Raw genomic sequence first — 25,734 nt, 5'->3', positions numbered from 1 at the left:
GGCCCTCGTCGTGAATCCTTATCAATGCCTGCCACCCCGCGCTTTCTGGCGCACCGCCGTGGCTGACAAGCCCGCGCTGACCATCGATCAACTGTGGACGCCGCAGTTCGAGATCGGCAACAAGGACGCCATCGTCACCGCTGGCTCCTGTTTCGCCCAGCACATCGGCCGCGCGCTGGTGGAGCGCGGCATGAACTGGCTGGACGCGGAACCGGCCCCGGCCGAACTGCCCGCAGCCGACTGGAAATCCCACAACTACGGGGTGTTCTCGTTCCGCACCGGCAACCTGTACACCCCGGCGATGCTGTGCCAATGGCTCGAATGGGCCTTGGGCGTGAGCCTGCCCCCCGACGAAACCTGGGCCCATGACGGGCGTTTCTTCGACCCGTTCCGCCCCGCCGTGGAGCCCGACGGTTTTGCCAGCGAGGACGCGCTGTTCGCATCGCGCGAAGCCACCCTCGACGCCATCCGCACCGCCCTGCGCCAGGCCAAAGTGTTCGTGTTTACCCTCGGCCTGACCGAAGCCTGGCAAAACCGCCAGACCGGACTGGTGTACCCCGTGTGCCCTGGCACCGTGCGCGGCACCTTCGATCCGCTGCTTCACAAGTTCTGCAATTTCGGCTTCATGGACACCTATGGCGATATGGTCCGGGCGCTGGAGTTGATGCGTTCGATCAACCCGCAACTGCGCCTGCTGCTCACCGTGTCACCGGTGCCCCTGACGGCGACCGCCACGGGCGAGCATGTGCTGAGCGCCACCACCTATTCCAAATCGGTCCTGCGCGCCGTCGCCGGGCAGCTGTGTGAAGACCTGCACGACGTCGACTATTTCCCTTCTTACGAAATCATCACCGGCACACCGTTCAAGGGCGCGTTCTATCAGCCCAACCAGCGGGAAGTTACGCCCGACGGCGTGGCGTTCGTCATGCAGCAGTTTTTCGCCGGGCTCGATGCGGTTCAACCGGTGCAGAAGCCGGCCAGCGTTCCTTCCACCTGCGTGTCCAGCGAGGAGCTTGTCTGTGAAGACGCCGTGCTCGATTACTACGCCTAGGTTTCTGCTGCTGGGCGACTCCCATGCCGGGGTCATCGGCAAGGCGGCGCAGGCCCGCGGCTTGCCGTTCAGCGGCGGCCCGCTGGGCACCGGCCGGGATTTTGCGGTCGACTTTTTCAGCCTGACCCGCCATGACGTGGTGTTTCGGGAAGCCGAGATGGAGCGCCTGTATCGCCAGGCCCTTGAGCCGTTCGAAGTGCCGCAACTGGCGAAGGTCGGGGTGCCGCTGGTGAGTACGATCGGCTTGAGCCTGCACTATCTCGCCACCGCGCCGAACTGGACGTGCTACCAGACGCCGGACGCCGAGTTCGATGAAGGTTTTCTCGCCGGGCCGCTGTTCGAATCCATTGTCGACACCCTGTCCCGGCCTGCGCTGGCGTTCTATGAACAGGCCCGGGCGATGAACCTCAAGGTGTTCGCCGTATTGCCGCCGCAGCGGGTTCCGGAGTTGTCCGACTCACGAGTGTTCATGGCCGCGCAGGCGCTGCTGATCGAGCGTCTGCAAGGACTTGGCATCGAGCTGATCGACGTGCGCACGGCGGCGAATGATGAGCAGGGCTTTCAGCGTTCGGCGTACTGCGAAGTGGATGACCCGCTGCACGGGAATCTGGCGTTCGGCGAGTTGATCGTCGAGCAACTGCTCAAACAAGGCCTGTGAATGACCGGTGGGAACGGCACCGCCGCTCCCGCCGTTTTTTTAGATTCAAGCTTTCGGCTGCGTCCCCAGAATCGTCACCCGCTCGCCATACCGCGAGTGCGGAAAATAATCCCAGACCGCATGGTGCTGGGTGCAACGGTTGTCCCAGAACACCAAGGTATTCGGCGCCCAGCGCACGCGACAACTCAGAACTGGTTCGCGAGCCACCAGATCGAACAGCATGTTCAACAGCACCTGGCTTTCCCCGCCGGATAACTGGACGATGTGCGACGTAAACCCGGAATTGACGAACAGCGTTTTGCGACCGGTTTCCGGGTGGCGAACCACCACCGGGTGCTCGGTTTTCGGCAGGTTGGCCGGCGCCTCATAGCCCTTCCACGGAATCGCGCCGTCGTGGATCGCTGTCAGTTCTCCGAGAAACTGCTGCATCGTCGGCGACAGCATTTCCAGCGCCAGGTGCATGTTGGCGAACAGCGTATCGCCGCCCGTGCCGATGGCCGGGGTTTCCTTGACGTACAGCATCGAGCCCATGGACGGCGCCAGGTCGGCGGTGCCGTCGGTGTGCCAGGTTTCGCCGGCCACGTAGCGCGATTGCGCGTTGGCGCGGATCACCACCAGTTCCGGGTCATCGCCGTCGATGTCTTCCACCGGCAGCGCCCGCAGCTCACCGAACAACCGGCCAAACGCCTTGTGCTCGTCCACCGTCAGATGTTGATCGCGGAACACCACCACGTGATTCTCCAGAAAGGCCTGGCGGATTTCCGCGAGCTGCTCGTCGCTCAGCGGCTGCGAAAGATCGACGCCGCCGATCTCGGCCCCGATGATCGGCGTGATCCGCTCGACCGTGATGTGCTGATACGGCGCGCGCCGTTCTGCGGCGATGCGCTCGATTGCCTTGAGTGCCAACTGATCCATGTTCCCTCACCTTTTTTATTGGAACGACACCGATGACTGCTCGCGCAGCGAACGCGGGCGCATGTCGATCCAGTGCTCGTTGATGTAATCCAGACAGACCTGGCGTTCGCCGCGCATCCCCGCCTCGCTCCAGCCGCTGGCCATCGGCTTGCCCGCCGGCCACAGGGAATACTGGCCCTGAGCGTTGATCACCACATCGAATTGCAGGTGTGCGTCATTCATGTCGTTCTCCTGTTGAACGGGATTGCAGTGTGGCCAGACTTCGCTCGAGCCCGGTGGCGAGATGGTTGAATACGGCATGTCGCTGTTCGTCGTTCTGCGTGCAGGCCCCGACGTAAACCCGTACGGATGCCGCGCAAATCTGCGCGCAGGTGTCTGCGTCGTCGTCCGCGAAGGCCCGGGCCGACACTTCGGCGTTGGCGCTGGCATGCGCGTGGGCAAACGCGGTGGCGGCGGCCTCGGTATTCAGTTGCGCGTAGTACTCGGCGAACGCCTCGGCATCGCCGAAGTGCTCGGCAATCATGGCGCTGTTGGCCGGCGCGAGGCCGTAGGTCAGCGCACTGGCGTGGGCCTTGGCGTAAGCAGCGTCGTAGGCGTAGGCCTTGCGATACAGCGCCAGCAACACCGGTTTGAGCGTGGCTCGCCATTCGCCCTGACGCCCGATCACGCCGAGCGCCGCCCGCTGATGCAGGCTTTGCAACGCGAGCAGCGCCTGCTGATGTTCCGGCACGGCTTCGCCGAGCATCGGCATGACCACGTCGGCCTGCCAGAAATGAAACAGCCGCAACGGCACGGCACCCTCGCCATTGTCTATCCGCTTGCGCAGGTCGTCGGCCTGTCCGGTCTCGCACAGTACTTGCACTAAATTCAGTAGCCATCGCGGCATCGAGATCGGTTCATTCATGGCGCCGGCTCATCCGTACCGATCACCTCGGCCAGCAACCGCGCCCAGCGGCCCGCCACGATGCCGTAATGATCAGTGTCCAGGGTTTGCCAGCTGCGCAACTGCGGCAGCAAGGCCTGCCAGTTGCGTTGCAGGTCGTCCGGGTTCCAGTCGTTACCCAGCCCGTAAGGATTGGCGTGCCCGGCGATGAACAGCCGCACCGCCGTGGTCGCCAGCGCCGGTGGCTGGAAGTCGATCATGCTGGTCATGTTGTTGCGGCAGCACACCGTCAACCGTTGCAGATAGGCCTGACGTTCCTCGACCATGCCCTGCCCTTCGACCGCCGGCCAGCGCTGGGCAAATTCGCGCTGGAACACCTGCTCGATGGTCTGCTCGTCGATGCCGGCCAGTTCCACACCGGCATCGGGCGCGGGTGGGTCGATCAGGTACAACAACGGCTGCCTGAACCCGTCAGCCCGGGCCTGATGACACAGCGCCTGCGCCACCCATGCACCAAACGACCAGCCTGCAAGACGCCAAGTGCAGCCGTGCGGAAGGTGGATTTTGATCGCCTCCAGATACCAGCGTGCACGCTCCTCCACGCTGATGTTCGGCAACTGCGGCAGGCGCAGCGCCGGGTCGGCGATCACGCACACGCCCAGTTCCGCCGGCAGCGCCGACACCAGTTCCCGATAAGCCTGAACATCGCCGCCCACCGGGTGGATCAGGTACAGCCAGTCGCGGCCGGCACCGGCATGCCATTGATCGATCCGCACTGCGTCGTGCCAGCCCTGCAGTGTTACGCCGGGAGCCTCTTCAACCGTAGCGGTCGAGACCAGCCCCAGCACCTCGCTCAGGCTGACCTTGTGGCTGAATTGCGACAGCTGGAAAACCTCGCCGGTGGCTGCTTGCAGTTCGTCGATCAGGTCGAGCAGCGTCAGCGAATCCGCGCCCAGGTCGTACAGCGAATCGTCATCTTCCAGCTCGGCCACACCGAGCCACTTGCACAGGCACTCACGCAAGCGCGTCGAAAGATCCACGCCCTTCGGCGCCTCAACCGGGGTGGCCACAGCACCGTGACGAACCGGATAAAACCGCCGTGCCGTGTCGATGCCGGTGGTGGAGATCAGCAGCTGCGGCAACTGCGTCGCCATCGCCAGATCGAACACCCGACAGCCTTCTTCGGCCGACAAACCGACCGTCAGATGCTCCAGATGCACGGCGTCTCCACCGTTGCTGGTGGTGGCCATGCCGATGTCGCGCCAGATGTCCCAGTTGATCCCCAGACGCAGGCAAGCGTCGGCCGGGTTCGGGCGATAGTGAGTGAAGCCGTCGAGCACCCCGCTGGCCGACGCGTAATCCAGATGCCCCGCGCCGCCGAACAGCGCCGACATCGACGAGCAGTACAGGACAAAACCCGGCTTCAGGTGCTCGATCAACGCCTCGACCGCCAGCATGCCGCGAGTCTTGGCGGCCATGGCCTCGGCCATTTGCCGGGCATCGCGGTGGCGAATCAGACTGCCCGCACCGACGCCCGCCGCGTGAATCACCCCGCTCAGGCGACCGTAACGAACGGCCAGTTGATCGAGGATCTGCGGCCAGCGTGGCAGGTCGGCGATGTCCGCTTTGATGCAGTCGATCCGCGAAGCGTACGCCGCCAGCGACTCAGGCAATTGCCCTTGGCGCGAGATCAGCACCACACGGCGCGCGGGTGCCCGTAGCAGGTGTTCGCACAAGGTCCGGCCGATGCCACCGCTGCCGCCCAGCACGAGGAATGTTCCATCTTCCGGTAAAAGTGACGTCGTTGCCGGGCCGGTCAATGGCTGAGGCATCAAGCGTGGCTGCCAGAGGTAACCGTCGCGCACCGCCATTCGCCGAGGCAACGAAACCGGATCGGCAAGCAACGCTGCCAACTCGCCGGCCTGCGCTTCGAGACGTGGCGACGGCCAGTCCAGCCAGTGGCAACGCACCGGGTATTCCTGCGGCACCACTTCGGTGATGCCGGCCAGCGCTGCCAATTCGGGACGCTGAACCTCGCCGTCCACCGGACACGCCTGCCATGACATCAACCACAAGCGCAGACGTGTCGTGCGCGGGGTTTGCCCCCAGGCCTGCATCAGCGCACTGACCGTGTCCAGACAGGCCCACTGCGCCAGATCCAGCGATTGCTCGTTGACCGCGCCCGACACCGCCAGCGGTAAGGCATGCAGCCATTCGAGTTCGCCAAGGTCAGGTTCTGCGATCTCGGCGAGCAACCGGTTCAGGGCTTCGGTGTCCAGCGGATCAAGCTCGAAACGGTCCGGGCTCAAGCGTTTGAAGCCGTTGCCGGCGCGCACTTGAATCACGCGTCGATAGACAGTGTTCAGGCTCGCCAGCAAGGTCGATTCCGGCGCCTCATGGCTGCACAGAATCAGCACCTCACGGGATCCGGCCGTCGCTGTCGCGCTCAGGCGTCGGGTGCGCACCCACTGCCGCTGGTGGAACCAGTCCGCCAGCGGTTGCCGCGCAAGGGCTGGCGCTTCAGGTTCAGCAGCTACAGGCGTCTGGAAACGATACGGCTGAAGATCGAACGACGACGGCGGCAAATCCCAGGGCGGCGGTGCCGAGCGCTGCGACCACTGGATATTCGCGCCTTCGTACCAAGCGTCCAGCAGTTCCTGCGGCGATTGATCTCGGGCGATCACCTGCGCGCTTGAGACCGTGACTTCCTTGATCGCTGTCGGCTGCAATGGAATGGCCTCACCCGTCCCACAAACCATTGCGAAGCGCCAGCGCAACTGCCGGCGACCTGACTGCAAGTGCCGCAGCAACGCAGTCTGCTGTTCCGGGTTCGCATGCAGATATTCGCGAATCACCGCGATATCGCGCAGCAACTCCGCCCGGCTGTGAGCCGAAATCATCAGCAGCGGCAACGTTTCCTCGACACTTTCCTGCGCCGTGGGCGCAGCACCGACGATGACATGCGCATTGGTCCCGCCAATCCCGAAACTGCTGACACCGGCCAGTCGCCGCCGCCCTTGCGGCCATGGCCGGGACGTGGTCGGCACGTAGAACGGCGAATGTTCCAGATCGATCTGCGGGTTGATCCGGCCAAAACCGAGGTTCGGCGGCAGCACGCCATGGAACACCGCAAGGCTGGCGCGAATCAGCCCGACCACCCCCGCCGCCGCGCCCAAATGACCGATCTGGCTTTTCACCGAAGCCAGCGCGCAATGACCGACCGGCGCATCGCCGAAAGCCTTGGTCAACGCCGCAACCTCGATCGGATCGCCCAGCAAGGTGCCGGTGCCATGGGCCTCGATGTAGCCGATGTCGGCACCGGTCAACCCGGCCCGACTCAGGGCATCGCGGATGACCGCGCTCTGCCCGGCCACCGACGGTGCGGTGTAACTCATCTTGGCCCGGCCATCGTTGTTCAACGCCGAGCCCTCGACCAACGCATAGATCCGGTCACCATCGGCCCGCGCCTTGGCCAACGGTTTGAGCACCACCACGCCGTAACCACTGGCGCCGAGGGTGCCGCTGGCATCGTCGCTGAACGGACGGCACAGACCGTCGGCGGAAAAGATGTGCTGCGAGCGATGCCGGTAGCCCTCGGTCAGGGTCGGGTCGATCAGCACCCCGGCCGCGAGCATCACGTCACTGTCGCCCTGACGCAGCATCGAACTGGCCAGGTGCACGGCGATCAGCGAACTGCCGCAAGCGGCCTGCACGCTGAGGGCCGGGCCGTTGAGGTCCAGGTGATACGCGGCTTTGGTCGCCAGAAAATCCTTGTCGTGATGCAGCGCCAGTTGAAAACCGTCCGGCAGATCGTCTTCGGCGGTTTCGCGCAGCATCTGCTGGAAGTAGGTGGTTTCGCCGCAACTGGCGATCAGGCCGATGCGCGGGCCGCCGGTCGAAGGAACGATGGCCGCGTGTTGCAGGGCCTGCACGCACGCCATCAGCAGATGCCGCTGTTGCGGGTCCATCAGCCGAGCTTCCTGGCGGCTGATGCCGAAGTACTCGGGATCGAAATCGAGCATGCCCGCCAGCTGACTGCGGGCGCCGACCAGCCCGTCATCGGCAGCAAAGTGCTCGATGCCCAGCCCATTGCCTTGCACCATCGCCCAGAACTCGGACAGGTTCTGCGCCCCGGCCACATTGACCGACATGCCGATGATCGCCATCGGCTGATGACCATCATCGGTCTGCCGTACACGCTCCGCCACGTCCACAGGCGCGGTCGACAGATGCGCCGCCAGCCGCCGCACCGTGACGTGTTCGAACAGATCGGCCATCGTCACCTTGTGCGGCAGCTCTTCGGCATAACGGCCATGCAAACGCATCAAGCCGAGGCTGGTGGCGCCGGCCTCGAAGAAGGTCTGCTCCGGCTCGATGTCCCGGCCGATCACGGCCTGGAACAACTCGCTCAGTTGCCGTTCCAGCGCGGTCAATTGAACAGCCGGTGCTGGCGTGCTGCGCCGCTCCAAAGCCTCGCCCAAATCCGGCAAGGCCTTGCGGTCGATCTTGCCGCTGGGGGTGCGTGGCCAGCGGTCGATCCGTCGGTATTCATCGATCCGTACATGGGCCGGCAGCAGCCGCGCGACCTGACGATCCAATTGTTGCGAGGTCGCAGGTTGGCCATCGAGTTGCAACCAGGCGATCAGCCGTGGTGGATCGGCCTGCACCGCCACCACCGCGTTGACCACTTCCGGCACCTGCATCAGCGCCGCCTCGATCTGCCCCAGTTCCAGACGATGGCCGCTGAGTTTGATCTGTTGATCGTCACGTCCCAGGTAAAGCAGGCAGCCCTGGGCATCGGCCCACGCCAGATCGCCGGTGCGATAGTACAAACAGCCGTCTGCCAGCTCGACAAACCGCGCGGTGTTCAGCGCAGGATCAGCCAGATAGCAACGGGCAACCATCGGCCCGGCCACCAGCAGATAACCGCGACTGCCCGCAGGCACCGGGCGATCGTGCTCATCGACCAGCAACAGCCGCGCATTACCAACGGCATGACCGATCGGCGCGCGCAACGGCCAGTCCCGCGCCACGGGCGGCAGGCGCATGGCGCTGACCACGTGGGTTTCAGTCGGGCCGTAGTGGTTGAACAGCGAGGCCTGCGGCATGCCGCCGAACCAGTTGCGCAGCGCGTCGGTGCAGAGCAATTGCTCCCCGGCCGTGATCACCTCACGCAACGCCGACGGGTAAACGCCCCTGGCCACGGCGGTTTGCGCCAGATGCTGCAAGGCCACGTAAGGCAGGAACAGCCGCTCGATCCGCGCCTCGACCATGTAATCCAGCAACGCCTCGGCATCCTGCCGCCATCGCGGCGTGATCAGGTGATAACAACCGCCGCCGCACAGGGTGCTGAAAATCTCCTGGAACGACACATCGAACGACAGCATCGAGAACTGCAGCGTTATCGCTTTCGCCGGCAACTGCCCTTCGGTGCGCTGCCATTGCAGCAGGTTGCACAGGGTGCGTTCCGACACTTGCACGCCTTTCGGTGTGCCGGTCGATCCGGAAGTGAACAGCGTGTACAACGGCCGTTCGCCAGCGTGGCGTGGACGCTCGAATGTTCCGGCATCGGCGCGCAGATCAACCCGATGGGTGGCGAATCGTCCGGCGTTCAGGTCATCCAGTGCAGCCTTGGTCGCGTCGCTGAACAGCACACAAAGCGGCTGCGCCTGCTCCACCACCTGACGCTGGATCGCCACCGGGTAAGCAGGGTCCAGCGGCACGGCCGTCAGGTTGAGTTTGGCCAGCGCCAGCAAGGCGACGATGTGCTCCACCGAGGCATCGAGAAACAGCACGACATGCAACGGCGCGTTCCCGGCCGGCAACGGATGGCGCTCGATCAGGGTGGCCGCCAGAGCATCAGCCAGCGCATTCAGCTCGCTGTAGGTGAGACGGTGCTGGCCTTGAACCAGCGCAACCGCCTCCGGTGTGAAATGCACTTGATGCTCGAATCCGTCCGCCAATGTGTTGAACGGCAGCTCAATCTGCGGGCCCTCGCTGGCCGGTGGCAGGTTGCGTCGATACGGACTGAGCAAATCGTTGAGATTGGCCGCCGGAGTTTCCAGCAACAAATCCAGACCACGGCGGAACAACGCGTTCACCGCCCGCATCTGTTCGGCATCGAAATAGCTGCACTGATATTCCCACCAGCATTCCAGCTGCGACCCGCTGCCCACCATCAACAACGTCAGCGGGCACTTGGCGTGCAACTGCTCGTTGAATTCCAGCGTGGCGTGCAGGTTCGAGTCAGCCAGTGCGGCGTAATCGGTGTTTTCCAGCACGAACATGAAATCGAACAGCAACGGGCTCGACGACAACCGCAGGTCTTCCACCAGATCCGCCAGCGCCACGTCCTGCAACGCCAGCACTTCACGCACGGTGGCAGTCTGTTTGCGCAACTGCTCGCTCAGGGGCAATGCATTTTCAACGGCGGTGGGGATCAGCACGGTGTTGGCAAACATGCCGACGGTGTCTTCGAACTCCGCCAGCGGCCGGTTGGACACCGGGCTGGCGATCCGTGGCCGCTCGCACCCGGTCAGGGCGTACAGGCTCCAGGCGAAAACACTGAACAGCACTTCGAAACGGGTCAACCGTTGTTGGGTGCAAAAGCGTTCGAGGGCAGCGCTACGGAGAGTGCCCAAGGGTTCGCGGTGCAACCGGGCGTCCGGGCTGATTTCGCGCATTGGCATCAATGCAGACGATGGTTCTTCCTGACGGCGGTGCAATTCGGCGAGGGCGCGGCGCTGGTCGCGATAATGCGGATCGACGCTCCACTGGCGCTGCCACTGGCCAAACTCCAGCGTTGTCAACCGGGCGGCCGGTTGCGGGCTGTCGCGGCCTTGCAGGACATCGGCGTAAAGCTGCGCCAGGTCGTCGAACAGCAGGTTCACCGACCAGCCATCGACGATGATGTGATGCAAGTTCAGCAACAACCGGCAGCTGCCATCGGCGAACGGCAACAGCCAGGCCTGAAACAGGTTGGGCGTGGTCAGGTCGAACGGCGCGGCGAACACCAGTTCTGCGAAGGCCTGCCAGTTGTCCTCGGTGAAATGCCCGACCGCGAAGGTTCGACAGGTCGGCCCCTGCTCGGCAATTACTTGATCGAGTCCGTCGCTACCGGGTGCAAAAGCCGTGCGCAATCCAGGATGACGCTGTACCAGTCGCCCGACGGCTTCGGAAAGTGCGGCGACTTCGACACCCGCCGCCAGTTGCAGAATCAGCGGCACGCTATAAGCCGTTGAGGTCGGCGAGCGTTGTTGCAACAGCCACAAACGGCGCTGCTCTGCGGTGGCCGGCAGGCGTTTGGCGCTGCTGATCGGGGGCGCAGGTGGGTAGATCGAATCGCCGTTCGTTTCACCGGTCAGTTGTTCGGCCAGTGACGAGAAAGGCTCGTTGAGCAACGTGTCGAGCGCGATCTCGCGCTGCCAACGAACACGAATCGCCGAGCGCAGGCGCATGGCCTTGAGCGAATCGCCGCCGCTGCCGAGCCAGTCATCCTGCGCACTCAGGGCCGGTTGGCCGAGCAGCGAGCGGGCTTCGTTCAGTAGCCAGCTCAACGCAGGCGAAAGAGCGCCATCGTCAACGACATCCATCGCTGGATGCCACGGACTCAACCCTTGGGCCAGCAATCCGTCACGATCAATCTTGCCATTGGCCGTCAGCGGCAGGCGCTCCAGCAGAAACAACTGATGCGGCCGCATATACGGCGCCAGTTGTGCCCGCAGATGGTTTTCGAAGGCGTGATAGTCCAGATCCCCGCGCGGCACGATGAACGCCAGCAACTGATGATCTTCAGCCGCCTGACGCCGGGTGCAGACGTACACCTGCGCCACGCCGGGATACTCCAGCATCCGCTGTTCAACCTCCCCCGGCTCGATCCGGAAGCCACGAATTTTCACCTGCCGGTCGACGCGCCCCAGGTACTCGATCAAGCCTTCGGCGTTGCGCCGGACCAGATCGCCGGTGCGGTAATGCACCTGCGCGCCACTATCGAGGTGGGGCAAACGCACGAACTGGCGGGCGGTTTCTTCGGGCCGGTTGCGATAGCCACGGGCGACGCCGCTGCCACTCAAATACAGCTCGCCCACCTCGCCCGGCGGCACTGGCCGTTGCTGTTCATCCAGCACCAACACGCCAGTGTCCGGCAACGGTCGGCCAATGGGCGCCGAGTCGCCGGCAAAGTCGCGGCTGATCGGCCAGCACAAGGCAAACGTGGTGCACTCGGTGGGGCCATAGACGTTAAAAATCCGGCAGCGGCTCTCAGGATTGTCCCGATACCAACCACGAACAGCGGCGGCACTGATCTGCTCACCGCCAATCAGCACCTGACGCACGCTGGAAAAACACGACGGCCACTCGGCAATCAACGTGTTGAACAGCGACACCGTCATGAACAGGTTGTCGACCTGCGTCCGCTCCAGCACCTCGGCCAGTCGACGCGCATCCAGCACGTCATCGTCGGCGATCATCACGCAGCAACCGCCGTTGAGCAGCGGCGCCCACAGTTCGAAACTGCACGCATCGAACGCCGGGTTGGACAGGCAGGCAAACCGGTCCGTCGGGCGAATCTCGATATAGCCGTCGCTGTGCGCCAGCCGCAGCAAGCCGCGCTCGCCCACCTCGACGGCTTTTGGCGTGCCGGTGGTGCCCGAGGTGTAGAACAGGAACATCACCTCGGCGAAATCTTCGGCCAGCGTCTGCGGCGGAGCGTCCGGTTGATCGAGCAAGGCCTCGACGCTGGTTTGCCACAGTGAAGGCGACCACAGCGGTTCTTCATCCAGGGTAATCAGGCCGACACACGCCGCATCCGCCAACATCAACTCCCGACGTTTGCGCGGGCTGGCGCGATCCAGCGGCACCTCCACCGCACCGACTTTCAGGGCGCCGATAATCGCTGCCAGCCACTGCCAGCAGCGCGGCATGCACAATGCCAGCGACTGACCGGGCTCGACGCCGCGCGCCAGCAACCCTCGCGCGATACGCTCGCTGGCGCTGGCCAGTTCGGCGTAAGTCAGCGTAACCGACTGATCGATCACCGCCGGGGCTTGCGGATTACGCGCCACTTGCTCGGCAAAACGCGCAAGCAATGGCAAGTCTTTGGACGCACTCATCATTTCGCCTCCTGCGCGTCGAAGCGTTGCAGCTCCCGACGGATGATTTGCGAGACCCGGTGGATTTCCGCGCTTTCGAGCATGTCCCAGTGCCCGCCGCTGACCAGTTTCGCCAAATAGCCGCTGCCCGCGCGGCGACGCCAGAAGCCACGCAGTTCATGCAACTGATGGCGGCTGAAATCTTCCCGCGCCTGAATCAGCACCACGCGACCGGCGCGCGGCGCGCACTCATAGGCGGCCATGGCCAGCCGGTTGTGGTTGTAGATGTTGAAGTAGCGTTCGACCTGGGCGTCTTCGATGCCGGGGTACATGCCGTTGAAACGCACCAGCTTGTCGCGGAACTCGGCCATGTCCACGGTGCCGATCTGCTCGCGGAAACCCGGATCGTCGCTGCCCTGAGTGTCGAGCAGCACCACCGTCACCTGACGATGCCCCGCCGCCGTCAACCGCCGCGCCATCTCATAGGCCACCAGACCACCGAACGACAGCCCGGTGAGGATCAGCGGTTGCTGCGTCAGCGGCTCGATCTGGCGCAAGTAAGCCTCGGCCATCGCTTCGACCGTCGGCTCGGTGCTCTCCCCCGGATTCAGCCCCGGCGATTGCACCCCGTACACGCCGGTTTCATCCGGCAGCACCTTGGCCAGCGACAGGTAACAGAACGCCGTGCCGCCCGCCGGGTGAATGCACACCACGTTGTGCCGGCCGCTACCGCGACGGAATTCGATCAGGTTGCTCTGGGCCAGCGCCGGATTCGCCCCGACCCGCAGCCAGCCACCCAGCGCCTCGATGGTCGGGTAGCTGAGCACCACGCGCACCGGCACTTCGACCGCGAACTGCTGGCTGATTTCATGGGCCATTTTGATCGCGGCGATGGAGGTGCCGCCGACATTGAAGAAGTTGTCGCGAATGCCGATCTGCGGCGCCAGCAACAGGCTTTTCCAGATCTGGTACAGCGCCAGCTCGATGTGATCGCGCGGGCTGCTCAGGTTGACCTGACGATTGACCAATTCCTCGTCCGCCAATGCCGTCAGCGCGGCGCGATCAACCTTGCCATTGGCGGTCAGAGGCAGCGCGTCGAGCCACAGATAGCTGCCGGGGATTACGGCTCTGGGCAGGGTTGTCGCCAGATGGGCGTGCACCGCTGCTTCGTCCACGGGCTCTGCCACCACGCAACAAGCTACCAGCCGCTGGTCCTGCGCCGCTTCGCCGACCATAAACACCACGGCGCTGCGGATACCGGCAAACGCTTCGAGCCGGGCCTCGATTTCGCCCAGTTCCAGGCGCACGCCACGCAACTTGACCTGGAAATCATTGCGCCCGAGAAATTCCAGCTGACCGTCCGGGCGATAACGCGCCAGATCGCCGCTGCGATAGAGCCGATCACCTGCCACAAATGGGTTGTCGATAAAGCGCTCGGCACTGAGCTGCGCCAGCCCCAGATAACCCCGGGCCACGCCGACGCCGCCAATGTGCAGATGCCCGGTCACGCCAACCGGCACCGGCTGGTCGCGGTCATCAAGCACGTAAAAACGATTGTTGGAGATTGGCCGGCCGATCGGCAGTTGCCGGGCCGGCACTTCGGCACCGGGCTCCAGGGTCCAGATGCTGTTGATCACCGTGGTTTCGGTCGGGCCGTAAACGTTGTGCAGCCGTGCATGGGGCAGACGCTCCTGAAAGCGCCGCGCCAGGGCTGGCGGCAGTTCACCGCCGCCGCTGAACACATCGGTCAGCGACGTACACTGGCTGACCTCGTCAACCTCCAGAAACAGCTGCAACATCGCCGGCACGAACACCAGCGCCGTGACCTCCTGCTCGCGTACCTCGCGGGCCAGATACGCCGGTTCGTAATGCCCGCCGGACCGCGCGATCACCAGCCGACCGCCGGTTGCCAACGGCCAGAAGGTCTCCCACGCCGAGGCATCGAAACCGAACGGGATCTTGTGCAGCATCGCCCCCGCTTCGCCGCAGACCTGCAAACACCACAGCAGCAGATTGCTCAAGCCACGGTGGGCGACCATCGCGCCCTTGGGCAAACCGGTGGTGCCCGAGGTGTAGATCACGTAGGCGAGATGGTCAGGGGTGACGCCGACATTGCGTGGGTCGAGATTGTCGGCAGGCAACGACGCCCAGCTCGCGGCATCTTGTTCAAGGTCGAGGATTGGCACTTCCCAGTTCGACCCTTGCACGGCCTGACGCAAAATTCCGTGCGCCGAACCGAGGGTCAGCAGCACCGCCGGCGTGCTGTCGCCGAGCATATGGCTCAGGCGTCCCAGCGGATAATCCGGATCCAACGGCACGTAGGCGCCACCGGCCTTGAGCACCGCCAGCAGCGCCACCGGCAATTCCAGCGAACGCTCGATGCACACCGCCACGCGCACATCCGGGCCGACGCCCAAGGTGCGCAAATGCCGCGCCAGTCGGTTGGCCAGGGCATTGAGTTCGGCGTAGCTCAGGGATTCACCCTCGAACACCACCGCGCAGGCCTGAGGGTTGCTCGCGGCCTGCGCTTCAACCAGTTGATGCACGCAGGGCGCCGTTTGCGTCAGTGGCGCGGCGCGGTTGAAGTCCACAAGCACTTGCTGACGCTCAGCCTCATTCATCAGCGGCAAGGCATTGATCGGTTGCTTGGCGTCGGCGGCGATCTGTTCGAGCAGGTGACGGTAGTGCCCGCTCAGGCGTTCGATGGTTGCGATGTCGTAGAGGTCGGTGTTGTATTCCACCAGCAAGTCCAGCCGCCCTTCCCGCTCGACCCATTCGAACGCCAGATCGAACTTGGCCGTGGCACTGCTGGTGCCGTACGGCGCCAGTTCCAGGCCAGGCATCTGCACCGCGTTGCCCGGCGTGTTCTGCAACACCAGCATCACCTGGAACAACGGCGAATAACCGGGATCGCGCTGCGGGTTGACGGCCTCCACCACGCGGTCGAACGGCACGTCCTGATGGGCGTGGACGTCGAGCATCTGGCCGCGCACCTCGCGCAGCAGTTCGGCGAAGGTCTGCTGCGGATTCAGGCGCTGACGCAGCACCAAGGTGTTAACGAAATGGCCGATCAGCGGCTCGACTTCCGGACGATTACGGTTGGCGAACGGCGTGCCGATGCACAGATCCTGCTGACCGCTGTGGCGCCACAACAACACAGCCAAAGCACCGAGCAGTACGTTGAACAGCGTGCCTTGGGTCTGCCGGGCCAGCGCCGTGAGTTCACGCAAGGTGCCGCCATCGACGGAGGAACTGAACGTGGCCCCGACATAGCGCTGCACCAACGGACGCGGCCGGTCGGCGGGCAAGGTCGACAACAGCGGCGCGTCGTCCAGGGTGCGCCGCCAGTGATCGAGCTGTGCGTCCAGCACGGCGCCGCCCACTCGCTGTTGCTGCCAGCAGGCGTAGTCGGCGTATTGCACCGGCAGCGGCGCAAGCGTCGGGGTTTCGCCACGCAGATAATCGCCGTACGACGTGGCGACTTCGTGCAGGATCACGCCCATCGACCAGCCGTCGGCGATGATGTGATGCACGCTGTACAGCCACAGGTATTCATCGTCGGCCACGCGCAGTAACGACGCCCGCAGCAACGGCCCGCTCGCCAGATCGAATGGCGCCCGGGCGTCCTGCTCGACGGCGGATCGCACGTGCTGCTCGCGGTCTTCGGCAGACAAATGGCGCAGATCCGTTACCGACAACGACAGCGGCATCGATGCATGAACAACTTGACGCGGTTCACCGTCCACGCTGCAAAACGTCGTGCGCAGGACTTCGTGCCGGGCCACCAATTCGTTCAGCGCCCGCTCCAGCTGCGCGACATCCAACTGCCCTTTCAGTGTTACCGCCGTCGGCACGTTGTAGAACGGGTTGCCGGGTTCCAGTTGATCGAGAAACCACAGTTGCCGCTGCGAGAACGACAATGGCCAGGACGCGTGCGCGCCGGCACGGCGGGGAATCGCCGCGTCATCGTGCCCGCCGAGCAAGGCGATCAGTTCCTGTTTGTGACGCTTGAGCGCCTGGGTCAGCTCTTCGGTGAGAAACCCGCGCGGCGCCTTGCAGCGCAGCCTGTCACCGTCCACTTCGAGCACCACGCCATGGCGAGCGAACAACGCCAGCAATTGATCGGCATTCATACTTCGAACTCCTCCATGTCTTCGTCGTCCAGGCTGGCGGTCGCAGGCTCGATGGCAAACGCCTCGACCGGCGCGCGGTGTTGTTCATCGGCTGTGCGCAGCCCGCCGATCATCGAGTAGATCAATTCATGGCTTGGCCCCAGATCGAACAGCGTCGTCAGTTGCTGTTCCTCGACCGAGCCGATGCCGCACAGGCCCAGGCCGTGCTCGACGGCGGTCATGCTCAGCAACTGGGCCATCGCCCCGCTTTCGATGTGGCAGAAGTCGCGGCTGCGCTCGCCATACAGCGGGCGAATCGCGGCCATGTCGGCGATGAAGAACAGCGAGAACGCGGCGTTCTCGTACACCGGTCGGTTGACGAAATAGTCGTAGGTGTCCGGGTCGAGCGCTCCGCTCTGGAGCGCCAGCAAACGATGCTGGCGGGGATCGTAGTAATACGCGCCACCGGGCACGCCGAGCACGCGATCCGGCTTGACGTAGAGGTACACCTGAATCGGGTAAAGGCCACCCGCCGACGGGAACTGGTATTTCACTTCGCCGTCGAGTTGCCCCTGGGCCAGCGCTGCCAGTACGTGCGCGAAGGCCTGAGTGGCGATCGGTTGCAGATCGTATTGACGCACCGAGCGGTAATCGCTCAAACGTCGGGCGAAGGCCGGGTCTTGCGGCAGATCCAATGCCACTGCCGGCAAGGCTTGAGCGAAGTCGCGGCGCCCACGCTGTTCGGCTTTGAACTGCGCCCGCTGCTGTGGATCCTCGATGATGTCCTGCACGGGCTCCGGCGCCTGCTGCACGTTGCCGAGCAGATCCTGACGCGCCCGGTTCTGGCGGTACATGCCGAGCAGGTGCAGCAACGTCGGCTGGGCCAGCAGTTGTGCCACGTGCGGGCGGAACTGCAACGCGCCGGACAACGCGTTGCTGATCCGGACGATATCGATCGACGTTGCGCCGAGGTTCAGCAGGTTGGCGTTGGCGGCGATGGATTCGCGCTTGAGCACGTCCTGCACGATTTCCACCAGCCGCTGTTCCTGCGGGCCGTCGACTTCCAGCGCCGGCCCTTGCTCTTCGATTTGCTCTGGTTCCGGCAGGCGTTTCTTGTCGACCTTGCCGTTGGACGACAACGGCCAGGCCTCGACGAAAGTGAACGTGGCCGGAATCATGTAGGCCGGCAGTTTGTCGCTCAGGTAGGCGCTGAAATCGCTGGCCTGCAACGCCGGATCGGCCTTGAGCACGTAGCCCGCCAGACGCTTCTCGCCCAGCGTGCTGCCAAGAATCCGCACCACCGCGCTCTGCACGCCGGGATGGCGATTGAGCGCGGCTTCGATCTCACCCAGCTCGATGCGATAACCCTGGACCTTGACCTGATTGTCTTCGCGACCGAGGAATTCGATGTTGCCGTCCGGCAGCAATCGGCCCAGGTCACCGGTGCGATAAAGCCGTTCGCCGGTCACTGGGTGATCGAAGAAACTGCCCGCGCTGAGTTTTTCATCGCGCCAGTAACCTTTCGCCAGACCGATGCCGCCGATGTACAGCTGCCCCGCGACCCAGGTCGGGCGCACTTGCAGCGCTTCGTCCAGCACATAGAAGCGCTGATGATCGAGGGCCTTGCCGTAGGGAATGCTGCGCCAGGCCGGGTCGACGTGCTGTACCGCGTAACAGATCGACCAGATCGACGCTTCGGTGGCACCGCCCAGGCTGATCAACTGCAACTGCGGCTGCAAAGCCCAGGCCCGCTCAGGCAAGGTCAGGGGAATCCAGTCGCCGGACAGCATCGCCACCCGCAAGCTGGCAGGCAACGCGCCGCCCTCACCCTCCACGTATTCGACCAGCATGCCGAGCAGCGCCGGCACCGAGTTCCACAGGCTGACGTGATGACGCTTGATCAATTCGAGCCAGTGCGCCGGATCGAGGGTCAGTTGCGGGTCGAGGATGACCACCGCCGCGCCCACGGCCAACGTGCCGAAGAAGTCATAGACCGACAGGTCGAAGCTCAGCGACGAGATCGCCAATACACGGTCGTTCGGGCCGACGGCAAAGCGCCGGTTGATGTCGAGCAAGGTGTTGACCGCGCCGCGATGGTCGATCACCACGCCTTTCGGCTGACCGGTGGAGCCGGAGGTGTAGATCACGTAAGCGAGGTCGCTTTCGTCCACCTGCACCGGTTGCAGTGGCAGTTCATCGTTCGAGACTTCATCGGTGACCGCGATGGCCGTGACCTGCGCCGGCCATTCGATCCTGTCGAGCAGCGCCGGTTGGGTCAGGGCCAGACTCGCCTCGGCCCGCTCCAGAATATGCCGCAGCCGTTCCGCCGGTTGCGTCGGCTCGATCGGCAGGTAAGCGCCGCCGGCATACAGAATCGCCAGCGTTGCGACCACTTGTTCCCAGCCGCGCTCCATCACTACCGCCACCAAGCGGTTCGGCAGCACGCCCTGTGTTTGCAATCGGGCGCCGAGTTGTCGGGCCTCAAAGCGAAGCTGGGCGTACGTCAGCTGTCGCGTGCCGATCACCGCCAGTGCGTCCGGTGTGGCAAGGGCCTGACGTTCGAACAGTTCGTGCATCAATGGCAGCGTTTGCTGATGGTCGACCGGTGCCGGCAAGCGTGCCTGCGGCAGCAGTTGTGGCGTGTTTGCGCTCCAGGCCGCCGGCTCGCAGAGGCTGTCGAGCAGGGTGTTATAGGCGACGAACATCTGCTCGATCATGCCTTGCGGGAACAGTTCGTCGATGCTGTCCCAGTTGAACAACAGGCGTCCTTCCAGCTCCAGCAACGTGTGGTCGAGCCACACTTGCGGGGTCTGGGTGATGCTGTGCATGTGCCTGGCGTTCAACGCGTCGGCGAGGTTGAACTCGGCCAACTCCGGCGCCGCTTCCGACAGTGTGCTATTGAACACGATCGGCATCGCCGTCTGCTGCACGCCCCGGGCCTGGGACAATTCACGCAGCACCCGCACGCCGCTGACCACCGAATGGTCGATGTCGCGCCACAGTTGCGCCTGCACGGCGCGGGCCTTGTCGGTAAAGGTTTGTGTTCCGTCAATGCCGACTTCCAGCAGCACCAGCGAAGTGAAATCGCCGATGATTTCGTCGACATCGGTGTGCAGCGGCATACGGTTGAACAGCGGCAGGCTCAGGGTGAAACGCGGCGTGCGGCTCCACAGCGCCAGCACTTCGCTGAACGCGGTAAGCAGCATCACCGACGGCGTCACCGCAAACTGTTTGGCCACGGCTTTGAGCTGCGTCCACTGCGCCGCCGACATGTCGCGGTCGCGGCGGGTGAAGTGCGGGTTGGCGATGCTTTCGGGCTGGCGTACCAGCGGCAGGTCCGGCGCAGGGGCCAGTGTGGTCACCCGTTCACGCCAATAGCCCAGCGCTTGCTCGTAGCGGCGGCCATTACGCAGTTGCTGTTCAGCCAGCACATAGTCGCGGAAAGTCAGGCCCGGTTCCGCCAGTTCCAGGTTCGGATCGACGTAGAACGCCATCAGTTCGCGGGCGAGAATCTGCGTGCTCGCGGCGTCGACGATCAGCGCGTCGAGGCTGATGTGCAAATGGGTGATGCCGTCATCGAGTAGCGACAGGCTGAACTCGAACAGCGGCCAGCGACTGGCGTCCAGCACCTGATGGGACTGGCGTTCGCGGGTCGCTTCCAGCGTGCGCTGCGCCACATCGGCGGGCAAACCGCGCAGATCGCTGCGCGGCATGCGATAGGTCGGCACCTGCGCCAGCACCTGTTGCGTGCCGTCGCTGAGGAACACCACGCGCAGCATGTCGTGGCGCAGGATCATGCGGTTCAAGGCTTGTTCGAAACGCTCGGCGTCGAACTCGGGAATGCGCAGTTCTTCGTAACCGTGGGCACTGACGCCACCGAGGCTGACCGTGGCCTCGCGACCGAACCAGTAGGCTTGCTGGATATCGGTCAGAGGGAACGGTTCATGTCGATTGTCGCGATCCGGTTCGATCTGAATGAACGCCGGTTCAACGCTTTGCTCTTCACGCGACACCTGCGCCGCCAGATCCAGCAACACCGGGGTCTGGAACAGGCTGCTCAGGGACAGTTGCGCGCCCATGCGCTGGTTGATCGCGTAGATCATCCGCGTCGCCAGCAGCGAGTGGCCGCCGAGGTCGAAGAAGTTGTCGTGGATGCCGACCCGCTCGCACTTGAGCACTTCGGCCCAGATCTCGGCCATTTGCCGTTCAATGTCGTTGCGCGGCGCTTCGTAAGTCGCGCCGGCGCTGCGTTCCGGTGCCGGCAGCGCCTGGCGGTCGATCTTGCCGTTGCGGGTCAGCGGCAATTGCGACAGGCGAACCCAGGCACTCGGGATCATGTGTTCGGGCAACTGGCGTTGCAGTTCGGCGCGCAAGAATTCGCTGGTCGCGGAGCCGACCACGTAGGCCACCAGACGCTTGTCCCCGGCCACGTCTTCACGCAGCAACACGGCGGCTTCCTGCACACCGGGTTGTTGATGCAGCAGGCTGTCGATCTCACCGAGTTCGATGCGGAAGCCGCGCAGTTTCACCTGTTGGTCGATGCGTCCCAGGTATTGCACGTTGCCGTCGGCCAGGAATGTCGCGAGGTCGCCGCTGCGGTACATCCGCGCGCCCGGCTCGCCACTGAACGGGTCCGGCAGGAAGCGTTCAGCGGTCAGGTCCGGACGGTTCAGATACCCTCGGGCCAGGCAGGCGCCGGCGATGTACAACTCGCCCGCCACGCCGACCGGGACCGGATTCAAATGCTCGTCCAGCACGTACAGCCGCGCGTTGGCGATGGGACGGCCAATGGGCGGCGCGTCCGGCCAGGATTCGGCCTCATTGCAGTCGAGGCTGAACTGGCTGACCACGTGGGTTTCGGTCGGCCCGTACTGGTTGTGCAGTTGCGCGCCACCGAGTCCGCGAACAAAACCGCGCAGCTCGTCATTGATTTGCAGGGCTTCACCGGCGGTGATGATTTCGCAGCCGCCGGCCGGCATCGGCGCACCGGCCTCGGTCAGGCCGGCGAGTTGCTGCAACACGGCGAACGGCAGGAACGCCCGCTGCACGCCTTCGGCCACCAGAGTCGGGCGCAGCGCGGCGAGGTCCTTGCGGCTGTCTTCGGTCATCAGCAACAGGCTGCCGCCCTGGCACAGCGTGCTGCAGATTTCCTGGAACGAGACGTCGAAGTTCAGCGAGGCGAATTGCAGCACGCGTTGCGGTGCCGTGGCTTGATCAAGCTGCCAGGCGATCAGGTTGTCCAGCGCACGACGGTTGTGGGCCACGCCTTTCGGGCGTCCGGTGGAGCCGGAGGTGTAGAGCACGTAGCCGAGGTTTTCCGGGCTCACATTGACGTGCGGATCATCCGTCGGGTGTTGCGCCCATTGCGCTGCGTCGGTGTCCAGGCAGCAGATCTTCGCCTCGTTGGCTGGCAGCCCGGATACCAGGCTCGATTGCGTCAGCAGCAAGGTCGGCGCGGCATCGCTGAACATGAACGCCAGACGCTCGCTCGGGTAAGCCGGGTCGAACGGTACGTACGCCGCGCCGGCCTTGAGGATCGCCAGCAGGCCGATGACCATTTGCGGCGAGCGCTCCAGGCACAAACCAATGCGATGTTCAGGGCCTACGCCTTGCTCAATCAGGTAATGCGCAACGCGGTTGGCGGCGCGATTCAGTTCGCCGTAGCTCAGTTGCTCACGGTCAGCGAGCAGCGCTACGGCGTCGGGCGTTTGCCGGGCGACGGTTTCGAAGCGCGCCACGCAACCGGGCAGTGACGTGGTATCTCGCGCGGTACGGTTCCAGTCATGAACGATCTGCTGGAGTTGCTCGGCGTTCAGCAGCTGGATCCTTGCCAGCGACTGTTGGCTGTCCTCGACCATCTGCGTCAGCACCCGGCGCAGGTACTCGCCGAACTGCTCGACGGTGTCGCGCTCGAACAAGCCCGAGGCATATTCCAGACCGCCGACGATCTGCCCGTCACGCTCACTGAGCGCCAGTTGCAGATCGAACTTGGCCACGTGATGACTGCTCTCGACCGTCGTAACGTCCAGCCCGGTCAGCAGCAGGTCGGAATCCTGATCCTGTTCCCAGGCAAACAACACCTGAAACAGCGGACTGTGGGCCAGACTGCGCGGCGGATTGAGCAATTCCACCACTTGCTCGAACGGCAGATCCTGATGTTCCTGAGCCTCCAGCGCCACTCGCCGCGCCTGTTGCAGCCATTGCGCCACCGACGGCGTCCCGGACTGAGTCATGCGCAGCGCGAGGGTGTTGACGAAGAAACCGATCAGCCCTTCCAGTTCCTGCTGCGGGCGGTTGGCCGATGGCACGCCGATCACCACATCGCTTTGCCCCGACAGGCGCGACAGCAGCAGTGAAAAACCGGCCAGCAGAGTCATGAACAGCGTGGTGCCTTGCTGCATGCCCAGGGCTTTCAGGCGTGCGGTCAAAGCGGCGTCTAAGACCAACGGAACAAAGCCGCCGAGGTGATCCTGCACGGGTGGACGCTTGTGGTCGGTCGGCAACTCCAGCAATACCGGCGCGCCGCTGAGGGTTTCGCGCCAGTAACGGCTCTGCTGCTCCAGCACGTCGCCGGACAGCCATTGCTTTTGCCACACGGCGTAATCCACGTACTGCACGGGCAAGGGCGGCAGTGGATCGTCGCGATCCTGCAACGCCGCTGCGTACAGCTGACCGAGCTCGCGGGTGAGCACGCCCATCGACCAGCCGTCGGAGATGATGTGATGCTGGGTCAGCAGTAAGACATGGTCATCCGCTGCCAGCCGCAGCAGGCTGACCCGCATCAACGGGCCGCGGCTCAGGTCGAACGGTCTGGCGCCCTCCTCGTCAATCAAGCGGGTCAGACGCTCTTGCGCATCGTGCCCCTGCACGTCAGTCACCGTCAGCCGGATGCTGTGCGCCGGCGGCGAAACCCGTTGTCGCCCTTCCCCTTCAACGGCAATGAACGTGGTGCGCAGCGCAGCATGGCGCGCCACCAGCTGATTGAAGCTGCGTTCGAGTGTCGGCACGTCCAGCGAACCGCGCAAACGCAGGTTAAGCGGCATGTGGTACGCCGCGTTGCCACCCTCCATTTGCGCCAGAAACCACAGGCGCTGCTGAGCAGACGACAACGTTTGCGCGCCCGTGCGTTCAAGGGCCGTGATGGCCGGGCGAGCCGCAGCCTGACTGGCTTGCAGCCGTTCGGCGAACGCCGCCAGAACCGGCGCGGCAAACAGCGTCGAAGGCGCCACTTCCAGCCCCAGCGTGTGACGAACCTGCGCCAGCACGCGCATCACCAGCAGCGAGTGACCGCCGAGGGCGAAGAACTGATCCTGACGCCCCACCCGCTCGACGCCGAGCACGTCGGCCCAGATCGCGGCGAGCGCGGTTTCCAGCGAGCCTTCGGGTGCCTGGTATTCCTGCTGATCGAACGCCTCGGCGTCCGGCGCCGGCAAACCGGGCCGATCGACCTTGCCGTTGGCGGTCAGCGGCAACGAGTCGAGGCGCACGAAGGCGGTGGGCACCATGTAGTCCGGCAGACTGGTTTGCAGCTGTTCGCGCAGCGTTCGCGGGCTCAGCGTTGAGTCTGGTTTTTCGCAGTAGTAGGCGACCAGACGTGGTTCACCGGGACTGTCCTGGCGCAGCAGCACCACGCTTTCCCGAATACCCGGGATGTCCGCCAGCCGGGTTTCGATTTCCCCCAGTTCCAGACGCAGGCCGCGCAACTTGGCCTGGGAGTCGTTGCGGCCGAGGAATTCCAGTTGGCCGTCAGCCCGATAACGCGCCAGATCTCCGGTGCGGTAAAGGCGTTCGCCCGCCTCGAACGGGCTGTCGATAAAACGCTCGCTGGTCAGTTGTGGCAGGTTCAAATAACCGCGCGCCACGCCGACGCCGCCGATGTACAGCTCGCCTGCGACGCCCTCGGCAACCGGTGCGCCGTCAGTGTCGAGCAGGTAAATCCGGGTATTGGGCAGTGCCCGGCCGATGGGCAGCACCGCGTCGATCGGGCTGTTTTCGGTGAACTCGAAACAGGTGCTGTCGATGCTCGCTTCGGTCACGCCATAGGCCTGGACGATCTGCACCCGCTCACCGCAGAGCCTGCGCAATTGCCGCGCGCTGTGGGCGGTCCAGATGTCCGAGCCGCAAACCACGGTGCGCAGGAACGACAGGTCGTGGCCGCTCTCTTCGACCCACGCCAGCAGCGGATTGAGCAGCGCCGGCACGAAGTCGGCAAAGCCAATCTGCGCCTCGCGCATCAGGCGATACAGGGCCGGCGGGTCCATCAGGGTGTCCCGTGGGCAGAGCACCAGCGTGCCGCCAAAACCCAGCGAACGGATCAGGTCGGCGCTGAACACGTCGAAGGAAAAACCCGCCATCTGCAGGTGGTTGACCGGCTCGCCCAAAGCATAGAGCTGCGCCCAGTCGGCGCTCACGGCGACCAGTCCGAAGTGCTCGACCATCACGCCTTTCGGGGTGCCGGTGGAGCCGGAGGTGTAGATCACGTAAGCCAGGTGACGGGGTGTCAGACCGATTGCGTGAGGATCGGGATTGTCTGCCGAGAGCGAAGCCCAGTCATGAGCGTCGGCCAGATCCAATACCGCAGGTGCAGTCGCCGACTGTTCGAGCACCGCCCGCAAAACATCGCGCGCCTGGCCGTGGGTCAGCACCACCGGCGGTGCGCTGTCGGCCAGCATGTGCGCCAGCCGCGCCTGCGGATACGCCGGGTCCAGCGGCACATAGGCGCCGCCGGCCTTGAGCACCGCGAGCACGCCGACCAGCATCTCCAGCGAACGCTCCAGACACAGCCCGACCCGCACGTCCGGCCCGACCCCGAGGCTGCGCAGATGATGGGCCAGCCGGTTGGCGCGGGTGTTCAGTTCACGGTAACTGAGCGCTTCCTCCTGCCAGCGTGCGGCGATGGCCTCGGGGTTGCGCAGCACCTGCGCCTCAAACAGACCGTGCACGCACAGGTCCGCATCGAACGGTTTCAAGGAGCAAACGTCGGGCTGCGCGGAATTCGTCCCACGCAAGGAAGTGTTGTCGAGCAT

General features: G+C 64.4%; 8 protein-coding genes. 2 read left to right on the top strand and 6 right to left on the bottom strand.

What is annotated here, in order from left to right:
- The first annotated feature begins 10 nt into the window (after positions 1 to 10).
- Both GQX66_RS00255 and GQX66_RS00250 read left to right on the top strand, forming a co-directional pair.
- Positions 11 to 1,051 carry a GSCFA domain-containing protein gene (locus GQX66_RS00255; RefSeq protein WP_240864921.1) on the top strand — a complete coding sequence of 347 codons (1,041 nt, stop codon included), beginning with the start codon at positions 11 to 13 and terminating at the stop codon, positions 1,049 to 1,051.
- On the top strand, positions 1,020 to 1,709 hold the full coding sequence (locus tag GQX66_RS00250; RefSeq protein WP_240864918.1) for a hypothetical protein: 690 nt from the start codon (positions 1,020 to 1,022) through the stop codon (positions 1,707 to 1,709). The genes GQX66_RS00255 and GQX66_RS00250 overlap by 32 nt, the downstream gene beginning before the upstream one ends.
- Positions 1,710 to 1,754: 45 nt before the next feature.
- Here the strand turns inward: GQX66_RS00250 and GQX66_RS00245 are convergent, their stop codons facing one another.
- From GQX66_RS00245 to GQX66_RS00220, 6 genes are read right to left on the bottom strand one after another with little or no spacing between them, the layout of a single operon-like run.
- The gene (locus tag GQX66_RS00245; RefSeq protein ID WP_240864916.1) at positions 1,755 to 2,624 is read right to left on the bottom strand and encodes a TauD/TfdA family dioxygenase; all 870 of its coding nucleotides are present in this window, start codon (positions 2,622 to 2,624) and stop codon (positions 1,755 to 1,757) included.
- Between the two features lie 15 nt (positions 2,625 to 2,639).
- Positions 2,640 to 2,846, bottom strand: coding sequence for an MbtH family NRPS accessory protein (locus GQX66_RS00240; protein ID WP_064595662.1), 207 nt, complete (start codon positions 2,844 to 2,846; stop codon positions 2,640 to 2,642).
- Positions 2,839 to 3,528, bottom strand: coding sequence for a hypothetical protein (locus tag GQX66_RS00235; protein WP_240864907.1), 690 nt, complete (start codon positions 3,526 to 3,528; stop codon positions 2,839 to 2,841). Before GQX66_RS00235 ends, GQX66_RS00240 begins: the two co-directional genes overlap by 8 nt.
- A complete protein-coding gene (locus GQX66_RS00230; protein WP_240864905.1) occupies positions 3,525 to 12,620 on the bottom strand; it encodes a non-ribosomal peptide synthetase in 9,096 nt (3,031 codons plus the stop codon). The genes GQX66_RS00235 and GQX66_RS00230 overlap by 4 nt, the downstream gene beginning before the upstream one ends.
- Positions 12,617 to 16,729, bottom strand: a complete 4,113-nt coding sequence (locus GQX66_RS00225; protein ID WP_240864902.1) for an amino acid adenylation domain-containing protein — start codon at positions 16,727 to 16,729, stop codon at positions 12,617 to 12,619. The genes GQX66_RS00230 and GQX66_RS00225 overlap by 4 nt, the downstream gene beginning before the upstream one ends.
- Entirely contained in the window at positions 16,726 to 25,734 is a 9,009-nt protein-coding gene (locus GQX66_RS00220; protein WP_240864900.1) for a non-ribosomal peptide synthetase, read from the bottom strand. The genes GQX66_RS00225 and GQX66_RS00220 overlap by 4 nt, the downstream gene beginning before the upstream one ends.

The organism is Pseudomonas sp. B707 (genome assembly GCF_022496685.1).
Lineage (GTDB): Bacteria > Pseudomonadota > Gammaproteobacteria > Pseudomonadales > Pseudomonadaceae > Aquipseudomonas > Aquipseudomonas paraglycinae.
This window is presented reverse-complemented; position numbering and strand designations above follow the sequence as displayed.

What these genes read in the sequence shown, in the direction of transcription:
- GQX66_RS00240 (WP_064595662.1), bottom strand. Translation starts at nt 2,846, where the DNA reads ATGAATGACGCACACCTGCAATTCGATGTGGTGATCAACGCTCAGGGC.
- GQX66_RS00220 (WP_240864900.1), bottom strand. Translation starts at nt 25,734, where the DNA reads ATGCTCGACAACACTTCCTTGCGTGGGACGAATTCCGCGCAGCCCGAC.
- GQX66_RS00225 (WP_240864902.1), bottom strand. Translation starts at nt 16,729, where the DNA reads ATGAATGCCGATCAATTGCTGGCGTTGTTCGCTCGCCATGGCGTGGTG.
- GQX66_RS00235 (WP_240864907.1), bottom strand. Translation starts at nt 3,528, where the DNA reads ATGAATGAACCGATCTCGATGCCGCGATGGCTACTGAATTTAGTGCAA.
- GQX66_RS00230 (WP_240864905.1), bottom strand. Translation starts at nt 12,620, where the DNA reads ATGATGAGTGCGTCCAAAGACTTGCCATTGCTTGCGCGTTTTGCCGAG.
- GQX66_RS00245 (WP_240864916.1), bottom strand. Translation starts at nt 2,624, where the DNA reads ATGGATCAGTTGGCACTCAAGGCAATCGAGCGCATCGCCGCAGAACGG.